Annotated in this window: 12 protein-coding genes; 5 read left to right on the forward strand and 7 right to left on the reverse strand. The window is 58.8% G+C overall.

Annotation, left to right across the window (positions count from 1 at the left end):
* The first annotated feature begins 447 nt into the window (after nucleotides 1-447).
* The 4 genes from FHX06_RS31805 to FHX06_RS31820 all read left to right on the forward strand — a co-directional run bounded on the left by FHX06_RS31805 (nucleotide 448) and on the right by FHX06_RS31820 (nucleotide 10,097).
* Entirely contained in the window at nucleotides 448-1,023 is a 576-nt protein-coding gene (locus FHX06_RS31805) for an alpha-ketoglutarate-dependent dioxygenase AlkB (RefSeq protein ID WP_183882168.1), read from the forward strand.
* A gap of 354 nt (nucleotides 1,024-1,377) precedes the next feature.
* Nucleotides 1,378-1,662, forward strand: coding sequence for a hypothetical protein (locus FHX06_RS31810; RefSeq protein WP_113208592.1), 285 nt, complete (start codon nucleotides 1,378-1,380; stop codon nucleotides 1,660-1,662).
* A gap of 448 nt (nucleotides 1,663-2,110) precedes the next feature.
* Nucleotides 2,111-8,413, forward strand: a complete 6,303-nt coding sequence (locus FHX06_RS31815) for a HAMP domain-containing protein (protein ID WP_183882170.1) — start codon at nucleotides 2,111-2,113, stop codon at nucleotides 8,411-8,413.
* Nucleotides 8,414-8,423: 10 nt separating this feature from the next.
* Nucleotides 8,424-10,097: a response regulator gene (locus FHX06_RS31820; protein WP_183882171.1), complete on the forward strand. Its 1,674-nt coding sequence runs from the start codon at nucleotides 8,424-8,426 to the stop codon at nucleotides 10,095-10,097.
* 363 nt (nucleotides 10,098-10,460) lie between these two features.
* On the opposite strand, the gene FHX06_RS36235 is transcribed toward FHX06_RS31820, so the two are convergent.
* The 7 genes from FHX06_RS36235 to FHX06_RS35800 form a co-directional block, all read right to left on the reverse strand.
* Complete coding sequence (locus FHX06_RS36235) at nucleotides 10,461-10,916, reverse strand: hypothetical protein (protein ID WP_312866611.1); 456 nt, start codon at nucleotides 10,914-10,916, stop codon at nucleotides 10,461-10,463.
* Nucleotides 10,917-10,967: 51 nt separating this feature from the next.
* Nucleotides 10,968-11,570 (reverse strand): hypothetical protein, encoded by a 603-nt coding sequence (locus tag FHX06_RS36240; protein WP_312866612.1) that lies wholly within the window; start codon nucleotides 11,568-11,570, stop codon nucleotides 10,968-10,970.
* Nucleotides 11,571-11,703: 133 nt separating this feature from the next.
* Complete coding sequence (locus FHX06_RS36245) at nucleotides 11,704-12,258, reverse strand: adenylate/guanylate cyclase domain-containing protein (RefSeq protein WP_312866613.1); 555 nt, start codon at nucleotides 12,256-12,258, stop codon at nucleotides 11,704-11,706.
* 670 nt (nucleotides 12,259-12,928) lie between these two features.
* Nucleotides 12,929-13,330 carry a helix-turn-helix domain-containing protein gene (locus tag FHX06_RS31830; protein WP_162710037.1) on the reverse strand — a complete coding sequence of 134 codons (402 nt, stop codon included), beginning with the start codon at nucleotides 13,328-13,330 and terminating at the stop codon, nucleotides 12,929-12,931.
* A gap of 24 nt (nucleotides 13,331-13,354) precedes the next feature.
* Complete coding sequence (locus FHX06_RS31835) at nucleotides 13,355-13,546, reverse strand: helix-turn-helix domain-containing protein (protein WP_183882173.1); 192 nt, start codon at nucleotides 13,544-13,546, stop codon at nucleotides 13,355-13,357.
* A gap of 24 nt (nucleotides 13,547-13,570) precedes the next feature.
* Nucleotides 13,571-13,774, reverse strand: coding sequence for a hypothetical protein (locus FHX06_RS31840; protein ID WP_113208579.1), 204 nt, complete (start codon nucleotides 13,772-13,774; stop codon nucleotides 13,571-13,573).
* Nucleotides 13,775-15,576: 1,802 nt separating this feature from the next.
* The gene (locus tag FHX06_RS35800; RefSeq protein ID WP_246715738.1) at nucleotides 15,577-15,711 is read right to left on the reverse strand and encodes an entericidin; all 135 of its coding nucleotides are present in this window, start codon (nucleotides 15,709-15,711) and stop codon (nucleotides 15,577-15,579) included.
* A 180-nt stretch (nucleotides 15,712-15,891) separates the two neighbouring features.
* Between FHX06_RS35800 and FHX06_RS31845 the strand changes: the two genes are divergently transcribed.
* A complete protein-coding gene (locus tag FHX06_RS31845; RefSeq protein WP_183882175.1) occupies nucleotides 15,892-16,323 on the forward strand; it encodes a hypothetical protein in 432 nt (143 codons plus the stop codon).
* Nucleotides 16,324-16,368: the final 45 nt, after the last annotated feature.

A 16,368-nucleotide genomic window follows, 5' to 3' on the forward strand; every position in this document is an offset into this window, starting at 1 on the left:
CGTTTTGATCGCTCGACTGGTCTCGGCTGCGTTGGCTTTCAAAGGAATCGAATGAACAAGATACCCACTACCGCCGCCCCGGCGGCTTCAACGCCCCACGGAGCTACCCCTCGCGCTGATAAGCCAGCCAACAATCAGAAGCCATATCCCTGCCTGCTCACCCGCGCCGAACTGAAGGCGATCATCGCCAAGCAACTCGGCTGAGCGCTGAGGTTGCCCGCAGATCGAAAGGCGCAATACGGAAGAACTGCGTAGCGTTAGGGTATCGACCGAACGACTTGAAGATTGTCGTAGGATCATGGAGCTGCGCCTTCAGGACCGGATCGGCCGCTCGATAGCCTCCAGTCTTTCTGCCGAGGAACGGCCGATCACATTCCAGCAAACGGGGGGTGGAGAAATTCACTGCAATCTTCATAACCCCAAGTGTCCATTAGAGGAGAAGCGACGATGGCCGACTTTGCACAGCTAGACCTGTTCGCGGTCTTCGCACCCGCATTACCGGATGGATTTCGCTATCAGCCAGATGTCGTTCCGGCGGACGTGCAGTCAGATCTACTTCGCGAAATCGGGCTATTGCCGCTGAAGCCCTTCGAATTTCACGGTTTCGAGGGCAAGCGAAGAGCCACCTCCTATGGCTGGAAATACGACTTCGACACCGACGACGTAAGCCGCGTCACCGAAATCCCACCTTTTCTCCTTCCGGTGCGCAAGCGTGCGGCAACATTTGCCGGCATCGATCCCGAGAGGCTGCAGCAGGCCCTTGTTACCAAATATGCCCAAGGAGCTCCGATCGGGTGGCATAAGGACAAGAAGGTTTTCGGCAGGGTTGTCGGCGTCTCACTGATATCGAGCTGCACGTTCAGGCTGAGGCGTCGCGTCGGCAATAAGTGGGAACGCGCTTCGGTGAGGGTCGAGCCTGGTTCTGCCTACCTCCTTTCCGGTCCTGCACGCAGCGAATGGGAGCACTCCATCCCGCCCGTGGAACAAATGCGCTATTCCATCACCTTCCGTGAAATCGGCTGAGCCGCCATTTTTCAAGCCGCGCATCGGCTGGACTGCGATCCAGCATTTGCAAGCACTGAGGAGCGTGCTTCCTGGCTTCTTCGTTTCCGCTGTTGAGGCGATAATCATGGCGAGGTGCGGCGCCGGCCAGAGGGCAAAATGAGGGGTCTCTTCGCTCTCGGTGTCGTAGACCAGCTACCGGCGGTTTTGCCAAGCCGGACAAATTTGATCAAGAGGCCAGTAGGGCTGCTTCGATCATCGCAGCCGAGTTCCTTCGGAGTGTCGCGAGAAGACATCTCATCCGTACTGCATCTTTTTGCAGCAACCGACGTTCATGATCGGCGGACGTCATCGATCATGGAGTCTTCATTGGAGATGGTCTTTCAGAATTTTGAGGAGCTGGCCCTGCCTGAACGTCAGGCCATGCTCGAGCGGCTCGCGGTCACTCTTGAGCGCAACGCCAGATGGGCCGCAGACGAGGGAGATGATGCCCTTGAGATGGTGATGGCATCCGTGGGAAAGGCGTTGCTTTTGGTCGCCAACGACTTGGCGGCGAACGATCTTGGGCTTGCCCAGGACGTCGTCCTGCGTGCGATCAGCCTCATTGCAACCTTTCATTCAATTCACCCGGAATATCCCGTAGGGCCGGCGCTCCACTGATGAAGCGTTAACGGCGCATTGAGCCGCGGCCTTCCGCTCGTCGATAGAGACCGGTTGCAGTGCCCTACCTGAGAAAGGTCGAGACTTCCAATTGATCCCTGCATTGGTTGGTATGGGAGAACGACGACCGGCGTGCCGGTCGACGACAAAAACCGCCTCATCCATATGATGGACGATTGGCCGATCAGGCCCGATTGACGATGACGAAGACCTTCGAGGGCTCGGTTTCCCTACGGTCGGCAAAGCTTCCCGGACGATGTCTGAACAGGGGTACGGCCAGTAGGGGATGCTGGCTTGGGGAGCGCTTGTCCAACCCTTTGGGGTGCTCGCTCCTCCGGGTCCTGGAACGGAATTGCTCCAGTCGTCGTTCCCAACGCTTCCGCGCGTAGCCCGCCATGGCAATTTCTGCCTGGAGCCCTAGATTCAGGACCACTTTCGCGGAGGGCACATGGTGGGAAAACAGAACAATCCGGTCGAACTTGACGAGACGGCTGCGCACATTCATCCGGATGGTGATCCGACGGCGATGGCGAGCACTGATGCACGCGCGCTCCTGGACGTCCTTCTGGTCATGAAAAGAGGCGACTTCTCTGTCAGGATGCGCTCTGACTTGACCGGAGTGACCGGCAAAATTGCCGATACGCTCAACGATATTATCGCCGCAAATCAAAAAATGGCGGCACAACTCGAGAATGTCGGTCAGGTCGTCGGGCGGGACGGCCGCACCAGCACGCGCGTCCGATTTGGCTTGTCCGACGGGGCATGGGCCGACATGGAAAGCTCGATCAACACCCTGATCGACGATCTCCTGTGGCCGACGACGGCCGTTACCCGCACGATTACCGCGGTTGCGAAAGGCGACCTCCTCCAGACCGTGCCTCTTGATGTGGACGGTCGGCCCCTACAGGGGGAGTTTCTTCGCTCCGCTGATATCGTCAATACGATGATCAAGCAGCTCGGCGTATTCACCTCGGAGGTAACCCGCGTTGCGCGCGAGGTCGGCACGGACGGCAAGCTCGGCGGGCAGGCGCAGGTGCCAGAAGTCACGGGTGTCTGGAAGGACCTTACCGAAAGCGTCAATTCGATGGCTTCGAATCTGACGGCGCAGGTGCGAAACATTGCCGACGTCACGATAGCGGTTGCCAACGGCGACCTTTCAAAGAAGATCACCGTCGATGTGCGGGGTGAGATCCTGCAGCTGAAAGAAGCAATCAATACGATGGTGGACCAGCTTCGCGCCTTCGCCTCAGAAGTCACGCGCGTGGCGCGCGAAGTCGGCACCGAGGGCAAACTCGGCGGACAGGCACTGGTACCCGGCGTCGCTGGCACGTGGAAGGATCTGACGGACTCTGTCAACGCCATGTGCGGCAACCTGACGGCACAGGTGCGCAATATCGCTCAGGTCACGACGGCCGTTGCGCGGGGCGACCTGTCGCGCAAGATCACCGTGGATGTCTCCGGCGAAATCCTGGAGCTGAAGGAGACCATCAACACCATGGTCGACCAGTTGAACGGGTTTGCCGGCGAGGTGACGCGCGTCGCCCGCGAGGTGGGCACCGAAGGCCGCCTTGGCGGGCAAGCGCAGGTGCCAGGTGTCGCAGGAACATGGAAGGATCTGACCGACAACGTCAACTCGATGGCCTCCAACCTGACCGCTCAGGTACGCAACATCGCGGACGTCTCGACCGCAATCGCCAACGGCGACCTGTCTAAGAAGATCACCGTCACGGTTTCTGGAGAAATCCTGGAGCTGAAGGAGACCATCAATACTATGGTCGACCAGTTGAACGGATTTGCAGGAGAAGTGACGCGCGTCGCCCGCGAGGTGGGCACCGAAGGCCGCCTGGGCGGGCAGGCGCAGGTGCCAGGTGTCGCGGGGACTTGGAAGGACCTGACCGACAATGTCAATTCGATGGCGGGCAACCTTACCGCTCAGGTACGCAACATCGCAGAGGTCTCGACCGCGATTGCCAGCGGCGATCTGTCGAAGAAAATCACCGTCGACGTGAAGGGCGAGATCCTGGAGCTGAAGGAAACGATCAATACGATGGTCGACCAGCTCAACGCCTTTGCTTCAGAGGTTACACGCGTCGCCCGTGAGGTCGGCACCGAAGGGCAGTTGGGCGGTCAGGCAAACGTGCGCGGCGTTGCCGGGACCTGGAAGGACTTGACCGATTCCGTCAATTCCATGGCCTCCAACCTCACGGGGCAGGTTCGCAACATCGCGGAAGTTGCGACCGCCGTCGCCCAGGGCGACCTGTCGAAAAAGATCACGGTGACCGTTTCTGGCGAAATCCTTGAGCTGAAGGAAACGATCAACACGATGGTCGACCAGCTCAATGGCTTTGCGGGCGAGGTAACGCGTGTCGCGCGCGAAGTCGGCACGGAAGGGCGCCTGGGCGGGCAAGCAAACGTTCGTGGCGTGGCCGGCACCTGGAAGGATCTGACCGACAATGTCAATTCGATGGCTGGTAATCTGACGGCACAGGTGCGCAATATCGCCGAGGTTTCGACGGCGATCGCCAATGGCGACCTGTCCAAGAAAATCACCGTTTCGGTTTCGGGAGAAATCCTCGAGCTGAAGGAAACCCTGAACACGATGGTCGATCAGCTCAACAGGTTTGCCTCCGAAGTGACGCGCGTTGCCCGTGAGGTCGGTACCGAAGGCAAGCTAGGCGGGCAGGCGCAGGTGCCGGGCGTCGCCGGCACCTGGAAGGACCTGACGGAGAACGTCAACTCGATGGCGTCGAACCTTACCGGCCAGGTGCGCAACATCGCCGAAGTGACGACGGCGGTTGCGCGTGGCGACCTTTCGCGAAAAATTACAGTCGACGTGAAGGGTGAGATCCTGGAGCTTAAGAACACCATCAACACGATGGTGGACCAGCTCAATGCCTTCGCCGGCGAGGTCACGCGCGTGGCTCGCGAAGTGGGAACGGAAGGCAAGCTCGGCGGACAGGCGCAGGTCTCCGGCGTGGCGGGTACCTGGAAGGACCTGACCGACAGTGTCAACTCCATGGCTGGCAACCTGACGGCCCAGGTGCGCAACATCGCCGAAGTGGCGACAGCGATCGCCAATGGCGACCTCAGCCGCAAGATCACCGTCGACGTGCGCGGCGAAATCCTGCTCCTGAAGGACACACTGAACACGATGGTGGACCAGCTGCGCTCGTTTGCGGGCGAAGTGACGCGTGTCGCGCGTGAAGTGGGCACCGACGGGCGTCTCGGAGGCCAGGCTGTTGTTCCAGGCGTTGCCGGCACCTGGAAGGACTTGACCGACAACGTCAACCTTCTTGCGGCCAACCTGACGACCCAGGTTCGCAATATCGCCGAAGTGACGACGGCGGTGGCGCGCGGGGATCTGTCGCGAAAGATCACCGTCGATGTGAAAGGTGAAATCCTCGAACTCAAGAACACCATCAACACGATGGTCGATCAGCTCAACGCCTTTGCCGGTGAAGTGACCCGTGTTGCGCGCGAAGTGGGAACCGATGGCAAGCTCGGTGGACAGGCGCAGGTGCCGGGCGTTGCGGGCACGTGGAAGGATCTGACGGACACTGTCAACGTCATGGCCGCCAATCTGACCGAGCAGGTGCGAGGCATCGTCAAGGTGGTAACGGCTGTCGCGAATGGCGACCTGAAGCAGAACCTCACAGTCGCCTCCAAGGGCGAGGTGGCCGCCCTCGCCGAGACGATCAACAACATGACCAACACGCTCGCCACGTTTGCCGATCAGGTCACCAGCGTGGCCCGCGAAGTGGGCGTCGAGGGCCGGTTGGGTGGCCAGGCAAATGTTCCAGGAACAGCCGGTACATGGAAGGATCTGACAGGCAACGTCAACCTGCTTGCCGCCAACCTCACCACCCAGGTGCGCGCAATCGCCGAGGTCGCAACCGCGGTTACCAAAGGCGACCTGACCCGCTCGATCCAGGTCGAGGCACGCGGCGAGGTGGCGGAGCTGAAGGACAATATCAACACGATGATCGATAACTTGCGCCTGACGACCGAGCGCAATACCGAGCAGGACTGGCTGAAGACAAATCTGGCGCGCTTCACCAACATGCTGCAGGGTCAGCGCGATCTGACGCTTGTCGGCAAAATGCTCTTGTCGGAACTGGCGCCTCTGGTCGGTGCTCACCAGGGCGTGATCTACCAGGTCGATGACGGCCCCCAGCCGATACTGTCGCTCCTGTCGGTCTACGCGCAGGGCACGGAGACGTCTCACCCGACCAGGCTCGAATTCGGGCAGGGCCTTGTCGGCCAGTGCGCCAGCGACGCCCGGCGTATCCTGATCACCGATCTTCCGAGCAATGTCGTTCCGATCAGTTCCGGCGTCTTCTCGGCACTTCCGAGAAGCGCAATCGTCCTTCCCGTGCATTTCGAGGGGCAGGTCAAGGCGGTCATTGAGCTCGCATCGGCCGGTAATTTCACCGAATTGCAGCTCTCTTTCCTCGACCAGCTCACCACGTCGATCGGCATCGTCCTCAACTCGATTGCAGCGACGATGCAGACGGAAGGCTTGCTCAAGCAGTCGCAGCAGCTCGCCGCCGAGCTTCAGACCCAGCAGGGCGAGCTTCAGCAGACCAACGAGCAGCTCGAACAGAAGGCCCAGCAGCTTGCGGAGCGAAATGTCGAGGTCGAGGCCAAAAATCAGGAAATCGAACAGGCCCGTCGCGCACTTGAGGAAAAGGCGACCGAACTCGCGCTGACGTCGAAATACAAGTCGGAATTTCTGGCAAACATGTCGCACGAATTGCGTACGCCGCTCAATTCCATCCTCATCCTGGGACAGCAGCTCGGGGAAAACCCGGAAGGTAATCTTTCCGGAAAGCAGGTGGAGTTTGCAAAGACGATCCACGGCGCAGGCACGGACCTCCTCAACCTCATCAGTGACATCCTTGACCTTTCCAAGATCGAGTCCGGAACCGTATCGGTCGACGCCGAGGAAATTTTTATCAACAACCTTCTGGACGTTATCGCCCGGCCTTTCCGCCACGAGGCGGACAATCGTGGTCTCGCCTTTGCGGTCGAAGTCGGCACGGATGCGCCCAGAAGCATCCTCACGGACGCCAAGCGGCTCCAGCAGATCCTGAAGAACCTACTTTCGAATGCCTTCAAGTTTACTGGGCAGGGCGGCGTTACGCTGCGCGTTTCGGCGGTGGCGAGCGGCTGGTCTTCCGACCATCCTTCGCTCAAACACGCCCCGTCCGTCCTCGCCTTCGAGGTTGTTGATACCGGCATCGGCATCCCGCCGGAAAAACAGCGCATAATTTTCGAGGCTTTCCAACAGGCTGACGCCTCGACCAGCCGCAAATATGGCGGCACAGGGCTTGGCCTTGCCATCAGCCGTGAGCTTGCAAATCTGCTCGGCGGCGAGATCCAGCTTCGCAGCAGCCCCGGAGTGGGTAGCACTTTCGCACTTTACCTTCCATTGACTTACGTTGGTGCGGGCGCCGTGGCGCCGAAGGTTGTTACCGAAGCCAGCAATGTTGTTCAGCTTTCGGAGGCCATCGCCGGACGGCGGCCAGACAAGCCCGGCGAGCAGGTGGAAGACGACCGCGAGAATATTACGACCGCCGATACGGTGCTTCTCGTCGTGGAGGATGACGCCCATTATGCGCGGGTTCTGCTCGACCTCGCCCGTGACAGCGGCTTTAAGGTTCTCGTGGCGATGCGCGGCAGCGAGGCTCTGGCGCTCGCGCAGGAATACAAGCCGTCGGCGATCTCCCTCGACATCTACCTCCCAGACATGCTGGGATGGACGGTCTTGAGCCAGCTCAAGCAGAATGCGTTGACGCGGCACATTCCGGTGCAGATCATCAGCCTCGACGAAGACCGCCAACACGGACTGACGCGTGGGGCCTTTGCTTTCATGAGCAAGCCGACGACGCCTGATGGCCTCGGCAAGGCGCTTTCACGCCTGAAGGCCTACGCCGAGCCGAGACGCAAGCGTCTTCTCCTGGTAGAGGACAACGAGGCGGAGCGGATGAGCGTTTCCGCGCTCCTTGGCCATGACGATATCGATATAGCGAGCGTTGGCTCGGGATCGGAAGCGCTTGCGGCACTCAGAAGAGATCCTGCCGATTGCGTCGTGCTAGATCTTTCGCTCCCCGATATGTCCGGTTTCGACGTGCTGGAACGGATGCGTGACGACGCTGAGATCGGTGAAGTGCCTGTCGTTGTGTTCACGGGCCGCGAACTTTCGCCCGAAGAAGACGCCAAGCTTCACAGCATGGCCCGTAGCGTCGTGGTCAAGGGCGTCGAGTCACCTGAACGCTTGCTCGATGAAACGGCGCTTTTCCTGCATCGTGTCGTTGCCGACTTGCCCGCCGCCAAGCAGGCGATGTTGGAGGAGCTGCACAGTTCGGATGAAGACCTTGTTGGCGAGACGGTTTTGCTCGTCGACGATGATGCACGTAACATCTTCGCGCTCAGCAGCGTTCTGGAGCGCCGCGGCATGAAGGTCCTGACGGCCACCACCGGCACTGAGGCGATCGAGGTGATCAACAACGAGCCTAAAGTGGCGATCGTCTTGATGGATATCATGATGCCGGGCATGGACGGTTACGAGACGATGCAGGTCATCCGCTCCGATCCGAATTTCCGTCGCCTGCCGATTGTGGCACTGACGGCGAAGGCGATGAAGGGCGATCGAGAGAAATGTCTCGAAGCTGGGGCTTCGGATTATCTGGCAAAGCCGGTCAACACCGAGCAGCTCCTGTCGGCGCTGCGCATGTGGCTGCATCGCTGAGGAGCCGGCCGTGAATCCCGTCAATATCCTTCTTGTTGATGACCAGCCCGCGAAACTTCTCAGCTACGAGGTGATCCTCCAGGAACTTGGAGAAAACCTCATCAAGGCCCAGTCAGGGCGCGAGGCCCTAGAACATCTTCTGCGTAACGAAATAGCCGTCATTCTGGTCGATGTCTGCATGCCTGAACAGGACGGCTTCGAACTCGTCAACATGATCAGGGAACATCCACGCTATCAGAACACGGCAATCATTTTCGTCTCGGCGATCATGATGGCTGAGCCGGACCGCCTGCGCGGATATGAGGCCGGAGCGGTCGATTATGTATCGGTGCCGATTGTTCCTGACGTTCTTCGGGCCAAGGTGAGGGTCTTCACCGAGCTCTATCGAAAGACGAGGGAGCTTGAGCTGCTGAATGCGGAACTCGAAAACCGGGTTCGGGAGCGCACGGCCGAGCTGGAATCCTCCTCGCGGGCGCTGCGCCTGCTCAATGAAGAACTCGAACAGCGCATTGATCAGAGGACGCGCGAGCGGGAGGAGGCCCTCGCCCAGCTGTTCGAAGCGCAAAAGCTGGACACGATCGGTCAGCTGACCGGGGGCGTCGCGCACGATTTTAATAATTTGCTCATGGCAATCATGGGCAGCCTGAACCTTCTGAAGAAGCGCCTACCACCCGACGATAAGAGTGATCGTCTCATGGCGAATGCCTTGCAAGCGGCGGAAAGAGGAGCGGCGCTGACGCAACGTCTTCTGGCTTTCGCGCGACGGCAGGAGCTCAAGCCGCAGGCCGTCGATTTCCGGGAACTGTTCGAGAATGTTGAGGATCTTCTTAAAAAGGCGATCGGCCCAGGCCTCGACATAAGGAGCGAGATCCAACCGGACCTGCCGCGTGTGCTCGTTGACGGCAATCAACTCGAACTCGCTCTGCTCAATTTGTCGGTCAATGCGCGCGATGCGATGGGTGAGGGCGGCACGATCCTGGTGTCTGCGCAAGAAAATCATTCGGTTCGTCCAGTCGCGCTCAAACCCGGCCGCTACGTGAAACTCGAGGTCACCGACCACGGCGAAGGCATGGACGAGGCCGTTGCCGCTCGTGCCACGGAGCCGTTCTTTACCACGAAGGGTCCTGGAAAAGGCACCGGGCTCGGTCTTTCCATGGTTCATGGTCTTGCGGCCCAGTCCGGCGGGATGCTCGAACTGTCGAGCATCAAAGGGACAGGGACTACCGTATCGCTCTGGTTACCGGTGGCACAAGTCTATGATACAGCAGGCGTGAAGAAGGCCGAGGCGATTGAAACCGCCGTAGCGGTGAGCCACGCCTTGAGGATCCTTGTCGTGGACGATGATCCCCTCGTGCGGCTGGGCACCATGGCGATGCTGGAAGATCTGGGACATATTCCGCTAGAGGCATCGTCTGCTCAAGTCGCACTGGAAATTCTCTCGGCCGGTCAAATCTGCGATATTGTGGTCACCGATCATGCAATGCCTGGAATGACGGGAGCCGAACTTGCCCGGTCCATATCGACCCAATACAAAAGCATGCCCGTGATCCTGGCTTCGGGCTATGCCAAGCTTCCGGACGATCCCGCCGTCCTGAACCTGTTGAGAATGACAAAGCCCTTCACGCAGGAACAGCTTCAGACGGCTATACAGCATGTGGCAGCCAACCGGGTGACGGCCGCTTGAATGTCGCGATCAACGTGTCGCCTTTTGTCCGCCATGATTCGCATACGGTGCGACGGGGGTAGGGCTTAAGAAATCATCGGCTGGCGCCGAAACCGGGGGTGGCCTTGCTTGCAGCGCTAGTTCCAGAGATTCGGTTGTATTGTCGGATCTTCTAGCAGGGCAAGTTTCAGCGGCGCCTCGAGCTTTCGACTGGCTGACGATGGAGCCGGATATTGATACATCAACGGCACGCAAAGCTCGCTTCTGCGCAAAAGGCGCCGCGACATCACCCGCTATATCGCTCGCTCGCATGATGGCTGATCTCGAGGGCATTGGTTGCTAGCCAGCAAAGCCCCGGCGGACGGCACCGGAGCTATGAAATCGCTAGGTTGGTAGGCCCGCGCGCCTAAGTCCTTCGCGCAGTCGCGAAACATCGCGCTCTTCGCTGAGATAGGAGACGTCCACCAGCCAGTTGACGTAGTCGGCCGCGCTCGGGGCCTCGTTCCCTCGCCACCGCGCGCCGACGGCATTGAGGAAGGTTGCGGCGCATCTTTCGGCATCCGCGATCCGATCGAGATGTCCATAGGATGCAGCGCGCCAGGCCATGTCCCGCGGCTCTCGGTCCGGCGTCGCGAATGTTCTCTGTTCGAGCAGAAGCGATGCTTCACCGTACCTGCCTGAAAGGAAGAGCAGGCGAGCTTTGTAATAATTATACCAGCTGGGGTAGAGCGGGTTCAGCCGACAGGCCATCTCGGCGCCAGCACGACCTTCTTCTGGCCGACCGAGCGAACCTTGCATGGATGCCGAAAGGATCAGGATTGTCGCATCGTTTGGGTTCATGGATTTTGCCAGATCGAGATGGTGCTCAGCCCTTCTGAAGTCTCTCCAGGTTCAACATATATAGCCCAATGTGCTCTGCACCCGCGGATCGCTCGGATCGAGCGCGAAAGCTGTCTCGGCTGCGCGCAGAGACTTGATCCGGTTTTCGTCACGATCCCGCGGAATGCCGATGTCGCCATCCGAGGCGCGGTTGAGGTAGATATAGGCAAGACCGGTATAGGCCCTGGCGAAGCCGGTATCGGCCTCGGCGGCGCGGATAAACAATGCCTCCGCGCGCTCCTGAGCGCCGGGTGTGAAATCATCAGATAACCGGTTGCCCTGAAGGAAAAGGTCATAGGCCCGCATGTCCTCTGGGCGACGTCTTCGCGACGTCAGCTCATTATTGTCGATGACGCGTTGCGCTACCATCGCAACGATGGCCTGGGCTATTTCTTCCTGAGTGGCGAAAATATCGTCGATGGACCGATCGTAGCGATTGGCCCAGAGATGCATCCCGCCGACCGTTTCGACGAGCTGTACCGTAATCCGCACCCGGCTTGCGGCGCGCCTGACGCTACCCTCGACAATGTAACCGGCACCAAGAGTGCGCCCGATGTCGCGCAAATCCGTGGTGCGCCCGCGAAGCGCAAACGATGAGGTTCTGGCGATCACCATCAGTTCAGTGAAACGAGCCAGTTCGGTAATGATGTCTGCGGTATGCCGTCGCTGAAATAGACTTGTTCCGGATCGTTCGACATGTTCTCGAAGGGCAGTACGGCGATTGCTGGCCCGATCGGGGTCGAAGCCGCTAAGGAGACAAAAATCGATCCGCTGAGCGGCACATGATAGGCTTGATTGGCCGCGAGATGTTCTTGAGGTGCTGCTCTCCCGCATAGTTTATCTTCGTGTCGATCTTTCCGGCGAGATGCTCATAGGCTGTGCCTGACATCAGTATGTCACCGGGCGGGCAGATTTGCTCCAGCCGTGCCGCCACATTCACGCCATCCCCGAGCAGATCGTCACCATCGACAACGACGTCACCAACATTAATGCCGATCCGAAAGACGATCTTGCTGGTGGTATCGGACCGATCATGCTGTCGCGCGATCGCATTCTGCATCTGGACAGCGCAGGAAACTGCCTCAACGACCGAGGCAAATTCAGCAATCAAGCCGTCGCCCATCAACTTGACGATGCGTCCTGCGTGTGCAGCGATCTGTGGCTGGAGCAATGCGGTCTGCAAAGTGGGCAAGGCCGAAAGCGTCCTGCCTTCGTCCTTCTCAACAAGCCGTGAATAGCCGACCACATCGGCGACCAGGATGGCTGCCAGCCTTCGTTGCAAAGCGTGCTCCTCCTTCCTCAAAACATGCCGAGAACCGCTTCAGAGTCTCCAGCGCATTATCCGATTAAATCCGAAGACGAGGAAAGAAAAAAAGAGCCGGGATCCTCGATTCTACGCTCGCCGGACCTGCAGCATCACATTTGCACGTGCGCAGGTGTTGGAAACCATTGGGCTTCATTGATCGTGCGACCTCATAAAAAGTCACAAGATATTTGCAGACGGACAGTCTTCGGCAGCAATGTCAAACGCGCAAGTCAATAACCAATTTGAGGGTCGCGGGGATCAATACAAGTCCATCTCATGTATATCCACAGAACGTACGGTGGCGGACGGGATTTGATCCATGCGTGGAGGTTGGACGGAATATCCATCCGGCACTTGCCTAAAAGCCAACACCGGTGCCGTGGCAAAAGCAGCGAGCGAATGAAGGTGCTGGAGCTCCAATGGCCTGCGGCCCTATGTTTCCGCTGCCGACACAGCCTTGCTTATTATGGTCGCTTCGGTTAGCCAGGCTGCCCAGCCGGCGAGTAACGACATGACCCTCACGAGATCGGCAAGGCCGCACTCGTCAACATGCGCACAGTCGATTGAGGATGAGCGTCCCTGTCGCTCAATTGTGGCGCAGCGCAGATGGGCTGGGTCTTTGAGCAGCGAGCGTCAATCAATGGCTTCGACAGGGTCGGGGGGCCACTCAATGCGACCTGCCGTTGGTTCGGGAAGGATCGTCCTCGTCCGGTTCTGCCGAAACCTCCCTAATCAAACCCAGTAGCGCCTTCTTTACGGCAGCACTTTTGACGGCACTGAGTTCGCCGCTTAGGGGAGGGGCTCGGCGAGATCTTCTTAGAGCGTCATTTCGGATCGTCGGCTCGGCTCCATGAAAGAAGTCATCCATTGGCACCGAGAGCGCCTGTGCCAATTCGAACAGGACACTTGCACTCACGCGGTTTGTGCCCTTTTCGTACTTCTGGACTTGTTGGAACGTGATATCGAGGACTTCGGCGATCGACGACTGGCTCAACCCTCTCGCTTTTCTTATGCGGGCAAGATTTTCACCAATTATGAGATCGATGGCGCTTTTACCTGTTCGTGCCAATGTTCCTCTCCGTGTGATTGAAGACTATGCCAAAACATGTGCGATGCGTTCGACGTGGTGCTCTGGAGCCGCGTCGTCCTGTTCGGAGGCTGCGATCTCAGTAGCCGTCAATCCTGTTGCGATTGCTAGGTCTTCAATCGTGTATCCCTTGGCGATCCGCTTTGCACGACGGGTTTCCGAAGGGCTGGTTGTCTCTGATAAATTTTGCTGGTCCATGTGTCTACTCCGGGTTCGAGCTCACTAGGAATGTCCGACCGCGGGCTGTGTTCCGCAGCTACCAGAAGGTTCGTCGTCTTCAGAGAGCCGCAGTCTTCTCAGCCGTTCAGTCTTCTCTTTGCGAAGACGACGCTCTTCTTCTGCGGCCTCGGTCGCGATCTTGTTCGTATGTTCAAAAGCTGACGCGCGTTGCTGCACGGTCAGGGTTTTTCTGAGCCTGCTCACCATGGCAATCATCCTTGAGGGTTACGCCTTATATGGGCGGATTGCCTTGCCGCTTCAACGTCTTGAGCGTCCCTGTCCGCTAGCGTACTGCTTTTCCCAATGATGCCGAACCCCTCCAAAAACGTCAGCATCACGGCAAAATATGGGCTGCTCAGCGACGCCCTGAAGCCCTCGCGGGATCGCTGGCGCGGAAAACCGCTCCCTTCTTCTTGAGCACAGGACAACTACGAAATCTGCGACGACGGAGACGCATGCGACTGGAACCTTGTGTTTGCTCGGGTGTCCGGCCTCAAACGCAAGAAATGCTGAATGTTCGTCGAAATTCTCCCAGCACTGGCGCGGCTGTCTACCTCCTGTCGATTTCATTCGCCAAATATCGCGTTCGTGCTGCGGTTTGGGATGGCCCGACTGGGGGAGCCGCTTGGAGCACCTATCCGGGGAAGCGACGGCGGCACGGCAGGGTGCGAGCAAACGGGGACGCAGGGCGGGGATTCGCGCCGCAGCTTGCTGCGACGGCCAACCGTCGCGCAGCCGACCAAAACGAAAACTGCATCTCGGTGGGCAGGCGAACCCCGGGTCCGTGAGCACGTCTAATGCCACGGCCGGCAATCCGGCTGCCCGCAATTGGAGTGGTTCCCTAAAGCGCCGGCTGCTTTCCTATTTTGACAGCTCACTTGTTGCAGCCTTCGCTATGGTCCGGCCACAGGTTTCCCCGAACGCCTCGGTAAACGAACCCAAGCATAACAACCGACGGCACGCAGACAGTACTGCGCGGGTCGGGCGCGATCGCTTTCCACCTTAGCTTATCGTCGCCGTCGCCTAAAGAAGGAGCGCGAAAGCTGACGGGAGCGAGATTTTCGTCCGTCGGTCCCGCCCGCTTCTGCGGCATTCATCCCTGAGCCGTGCGTCCGAGCGGCAGCGTCGGTGTTCGCCATCCGCTCCCGATAGCTCAAGTCGCGCAGTCGCCCCGTGAGATCCGTTTCGCTGCGCTGCGATTTCTTGAAAACAAGCTGGAACCAAAGCAAAAGGTAGAGGTTCGTTAGAAAGACGCGGCCGCCTAGACCTCCCCAGAGGCAAGATCGCCCCTCTCGATCGCTGCGTTACCTCGTGAAGAATGCCTTCGGCTCGACCTCCTCCAGCCGGAGGCATTTTGACGTGGACAGGCAGCCTTCAGGCTACATGTTGGCGGCTTTGAGAGCGGTCTCCGGCACCAACCACCAAACCGGCAGACAGGCCAGTGCAATAGCAACAGAAGCGAACTTTATGAGTTATTGTCGGCGTGCTTGGCCTCGCTCCACTCGTAGTATATGTGCATTCTCCCTCCCAGCCGCGGAAATTGAAGCACCGGGCATTGCGGGAGTCGAGTGCGGATGTGCAAAACCCTGACAGCAATGCCCGATGTACTCCGCACTCCTTTACGCAAGGAGAGGCAGCTCTGGTCTTTGCGGCGAAACTCCCCGCATGCCTGTTGCACAATCGAGAAGGGATTTTCCCGCGGCAGCAACCTTTTTTCGTCCCAAGGAATTTGCCGTCGTCAACACGATTTCGCCCGCGCGGCCGAAGCAAAGCCAAGCTCAACGCGAACCGCTTAAGGGGGACGTTTCTGACGCTGGTGATCTTTTCTGTGGTCGGCCTGAACGTCTGAAAAAGGCAGAGTGCCATCGGCGATATCCGGTGGGCGGGAGAAATGCGCCCCAGGATCTGCCCATGAACGCTATGACGACAAGAACTTCCGAGCAACGAGCGGATCCGTTACCGGTCCGGCATTAGCCCGCCGGCCTGACGAGGCGACGGGCTAACGGATCTTATTTAGCTGCGTTGGCGACGCGATGTCCGGCGTTCTGGGTGGCGTTCACAGTATTGGCTGTGTCCTGGCCCATCCCCCGAATGGTGTTGCCGCAGGATGACAGCGTTATGGCAAGGGTAAGTGTTGCGATCATTGCACAAGCGATTTTCATGGAAAGACCCCGGTTTCGTAGTAACCACCCTATAACCGCCTGGAGTGTTCAAGGTTCCCAAGACTGGGTCGATATCAGAACGCGCACCTCGATAGACATCCCAGCGCGAGCTCGAATGAACCAACGGCAGTTTTCAGCGTTTCCGTTCAAAAGGAGAACGCTATGCGCCTGACGATCGAAGGAGACTATCATCGCGCCGTCGGCGATATTGACGCGCTTGATGAACTCGAGCGGGCTAATGCTCTTGTCGATGAGTACCTCCGATTTGTCAAAGCGAACGATATCCGCAAGCAGGTGGTCGATGAAATTGAGTTGCCCATCCCAAAGCTGGGGCTCGTGAAGGCTTTCTGCGTCGCTATTGCCGCCGAACACCGCCCCGATACACGCGCGCTCCTGATCAGGGCGGGCCTCGCTCTTGCCCAATATCAACCGGCAATCGGCCCCCGTATCTTGATAGAGGCACAGTATAATTGCCGCGCTGAGCGATCGAGGATGTCTGCTCGCCGCCTGGAAAACATCCTGTTCATGGTCGCGGAAGAACGAGTACGGCTCGGGGATCTTTTTCTGGCTGTGGTAAAACGTTCCCTCCATTGACGTCCAGACAGACCCATGAGAGGCGCGAATCACACTTGATGTGAG

It is taken from the genome of Rhizobium sp. BK512 (genome assembly GCF_014194915.1).
In the GTDB taxonomy this organism is placed as follows: domain Bacteria; phylum Pseudomonadota; class Alphaproteobacteria; order Rhizobiales; family Rhizobiaceae; genus Rhizobium.

What these genes read in the sequence shown, in the direction of transcription:
- FHX06_RS31805 (WP_183882168.1), top strand. Translation starts at nt 448, where the DNA reads ATGGCCGACTTTGCACAGCTAGACCTGTTCGCGGTCTTCGCACCCGCA.
- FHX06_RS31810 (WP_113208592.1), top strand. Translation starts at nt 1,378, where the DNA reads ATGGTCTTTCAGAATTTTGAGGAGCTGGCCCTGCCTGAACGTCAGGCC.
- FHX06_RS31815 (WP_183882170.1), top strand. Translation starts at nt 2,111, where the DNA reads ATGGTGGGAAAACAGAACAATCCGGTCGAACTTGACGAGACGGCTGCG.
- FHX06_RS36235 (WP_312866611.1), bottom strand. Translation starts at nt 10,916, where the DNA reads ATGAACCCAAACGATGCGACAATCCTGATCCTTTCGGCATCCATGCAA.
- FHX06_RS36240 (WP_312866612.1), bottom strand. Translation starts at nt 11,570, where the DNA reads ATGGTGATCGCCAGAACCTCATCGTTTGCGCTTCGCGGGCGCACCACG.
- FHX06_RS31835 (WP_183882173.1), bottom strand. Translation starts at nt 13,546, where the DNA reads ATGGACCAGCAAAATTTATCAGAGACAACCAGCCCTTCGGAAACCCGT.
- FHX06_RS31840 (WP_113208579.1), bottom strand. Translation starts at nt 13,774, where the DNA reads ATGGTGAGCAGGCTCAGAAAAACCCTGACCGTGCAGCAACGCGCGTCA.
- FHX06_RS35800 (WP_246715738.1), bottom strand. Translation starts at nt 15,711, where the DNA reads ATGATCGCAACACTTACCCTTGCCATAACGCTGTCATCCTGCGGCAAC.
- FHX06_RS31845 (WP_183882175.1), top strand. Translation starts at nt 15,892, where the DNA reads ATGCGCCTGACGATCGAAGGAGACTATCATCGCGCCGTCGGCGATATT.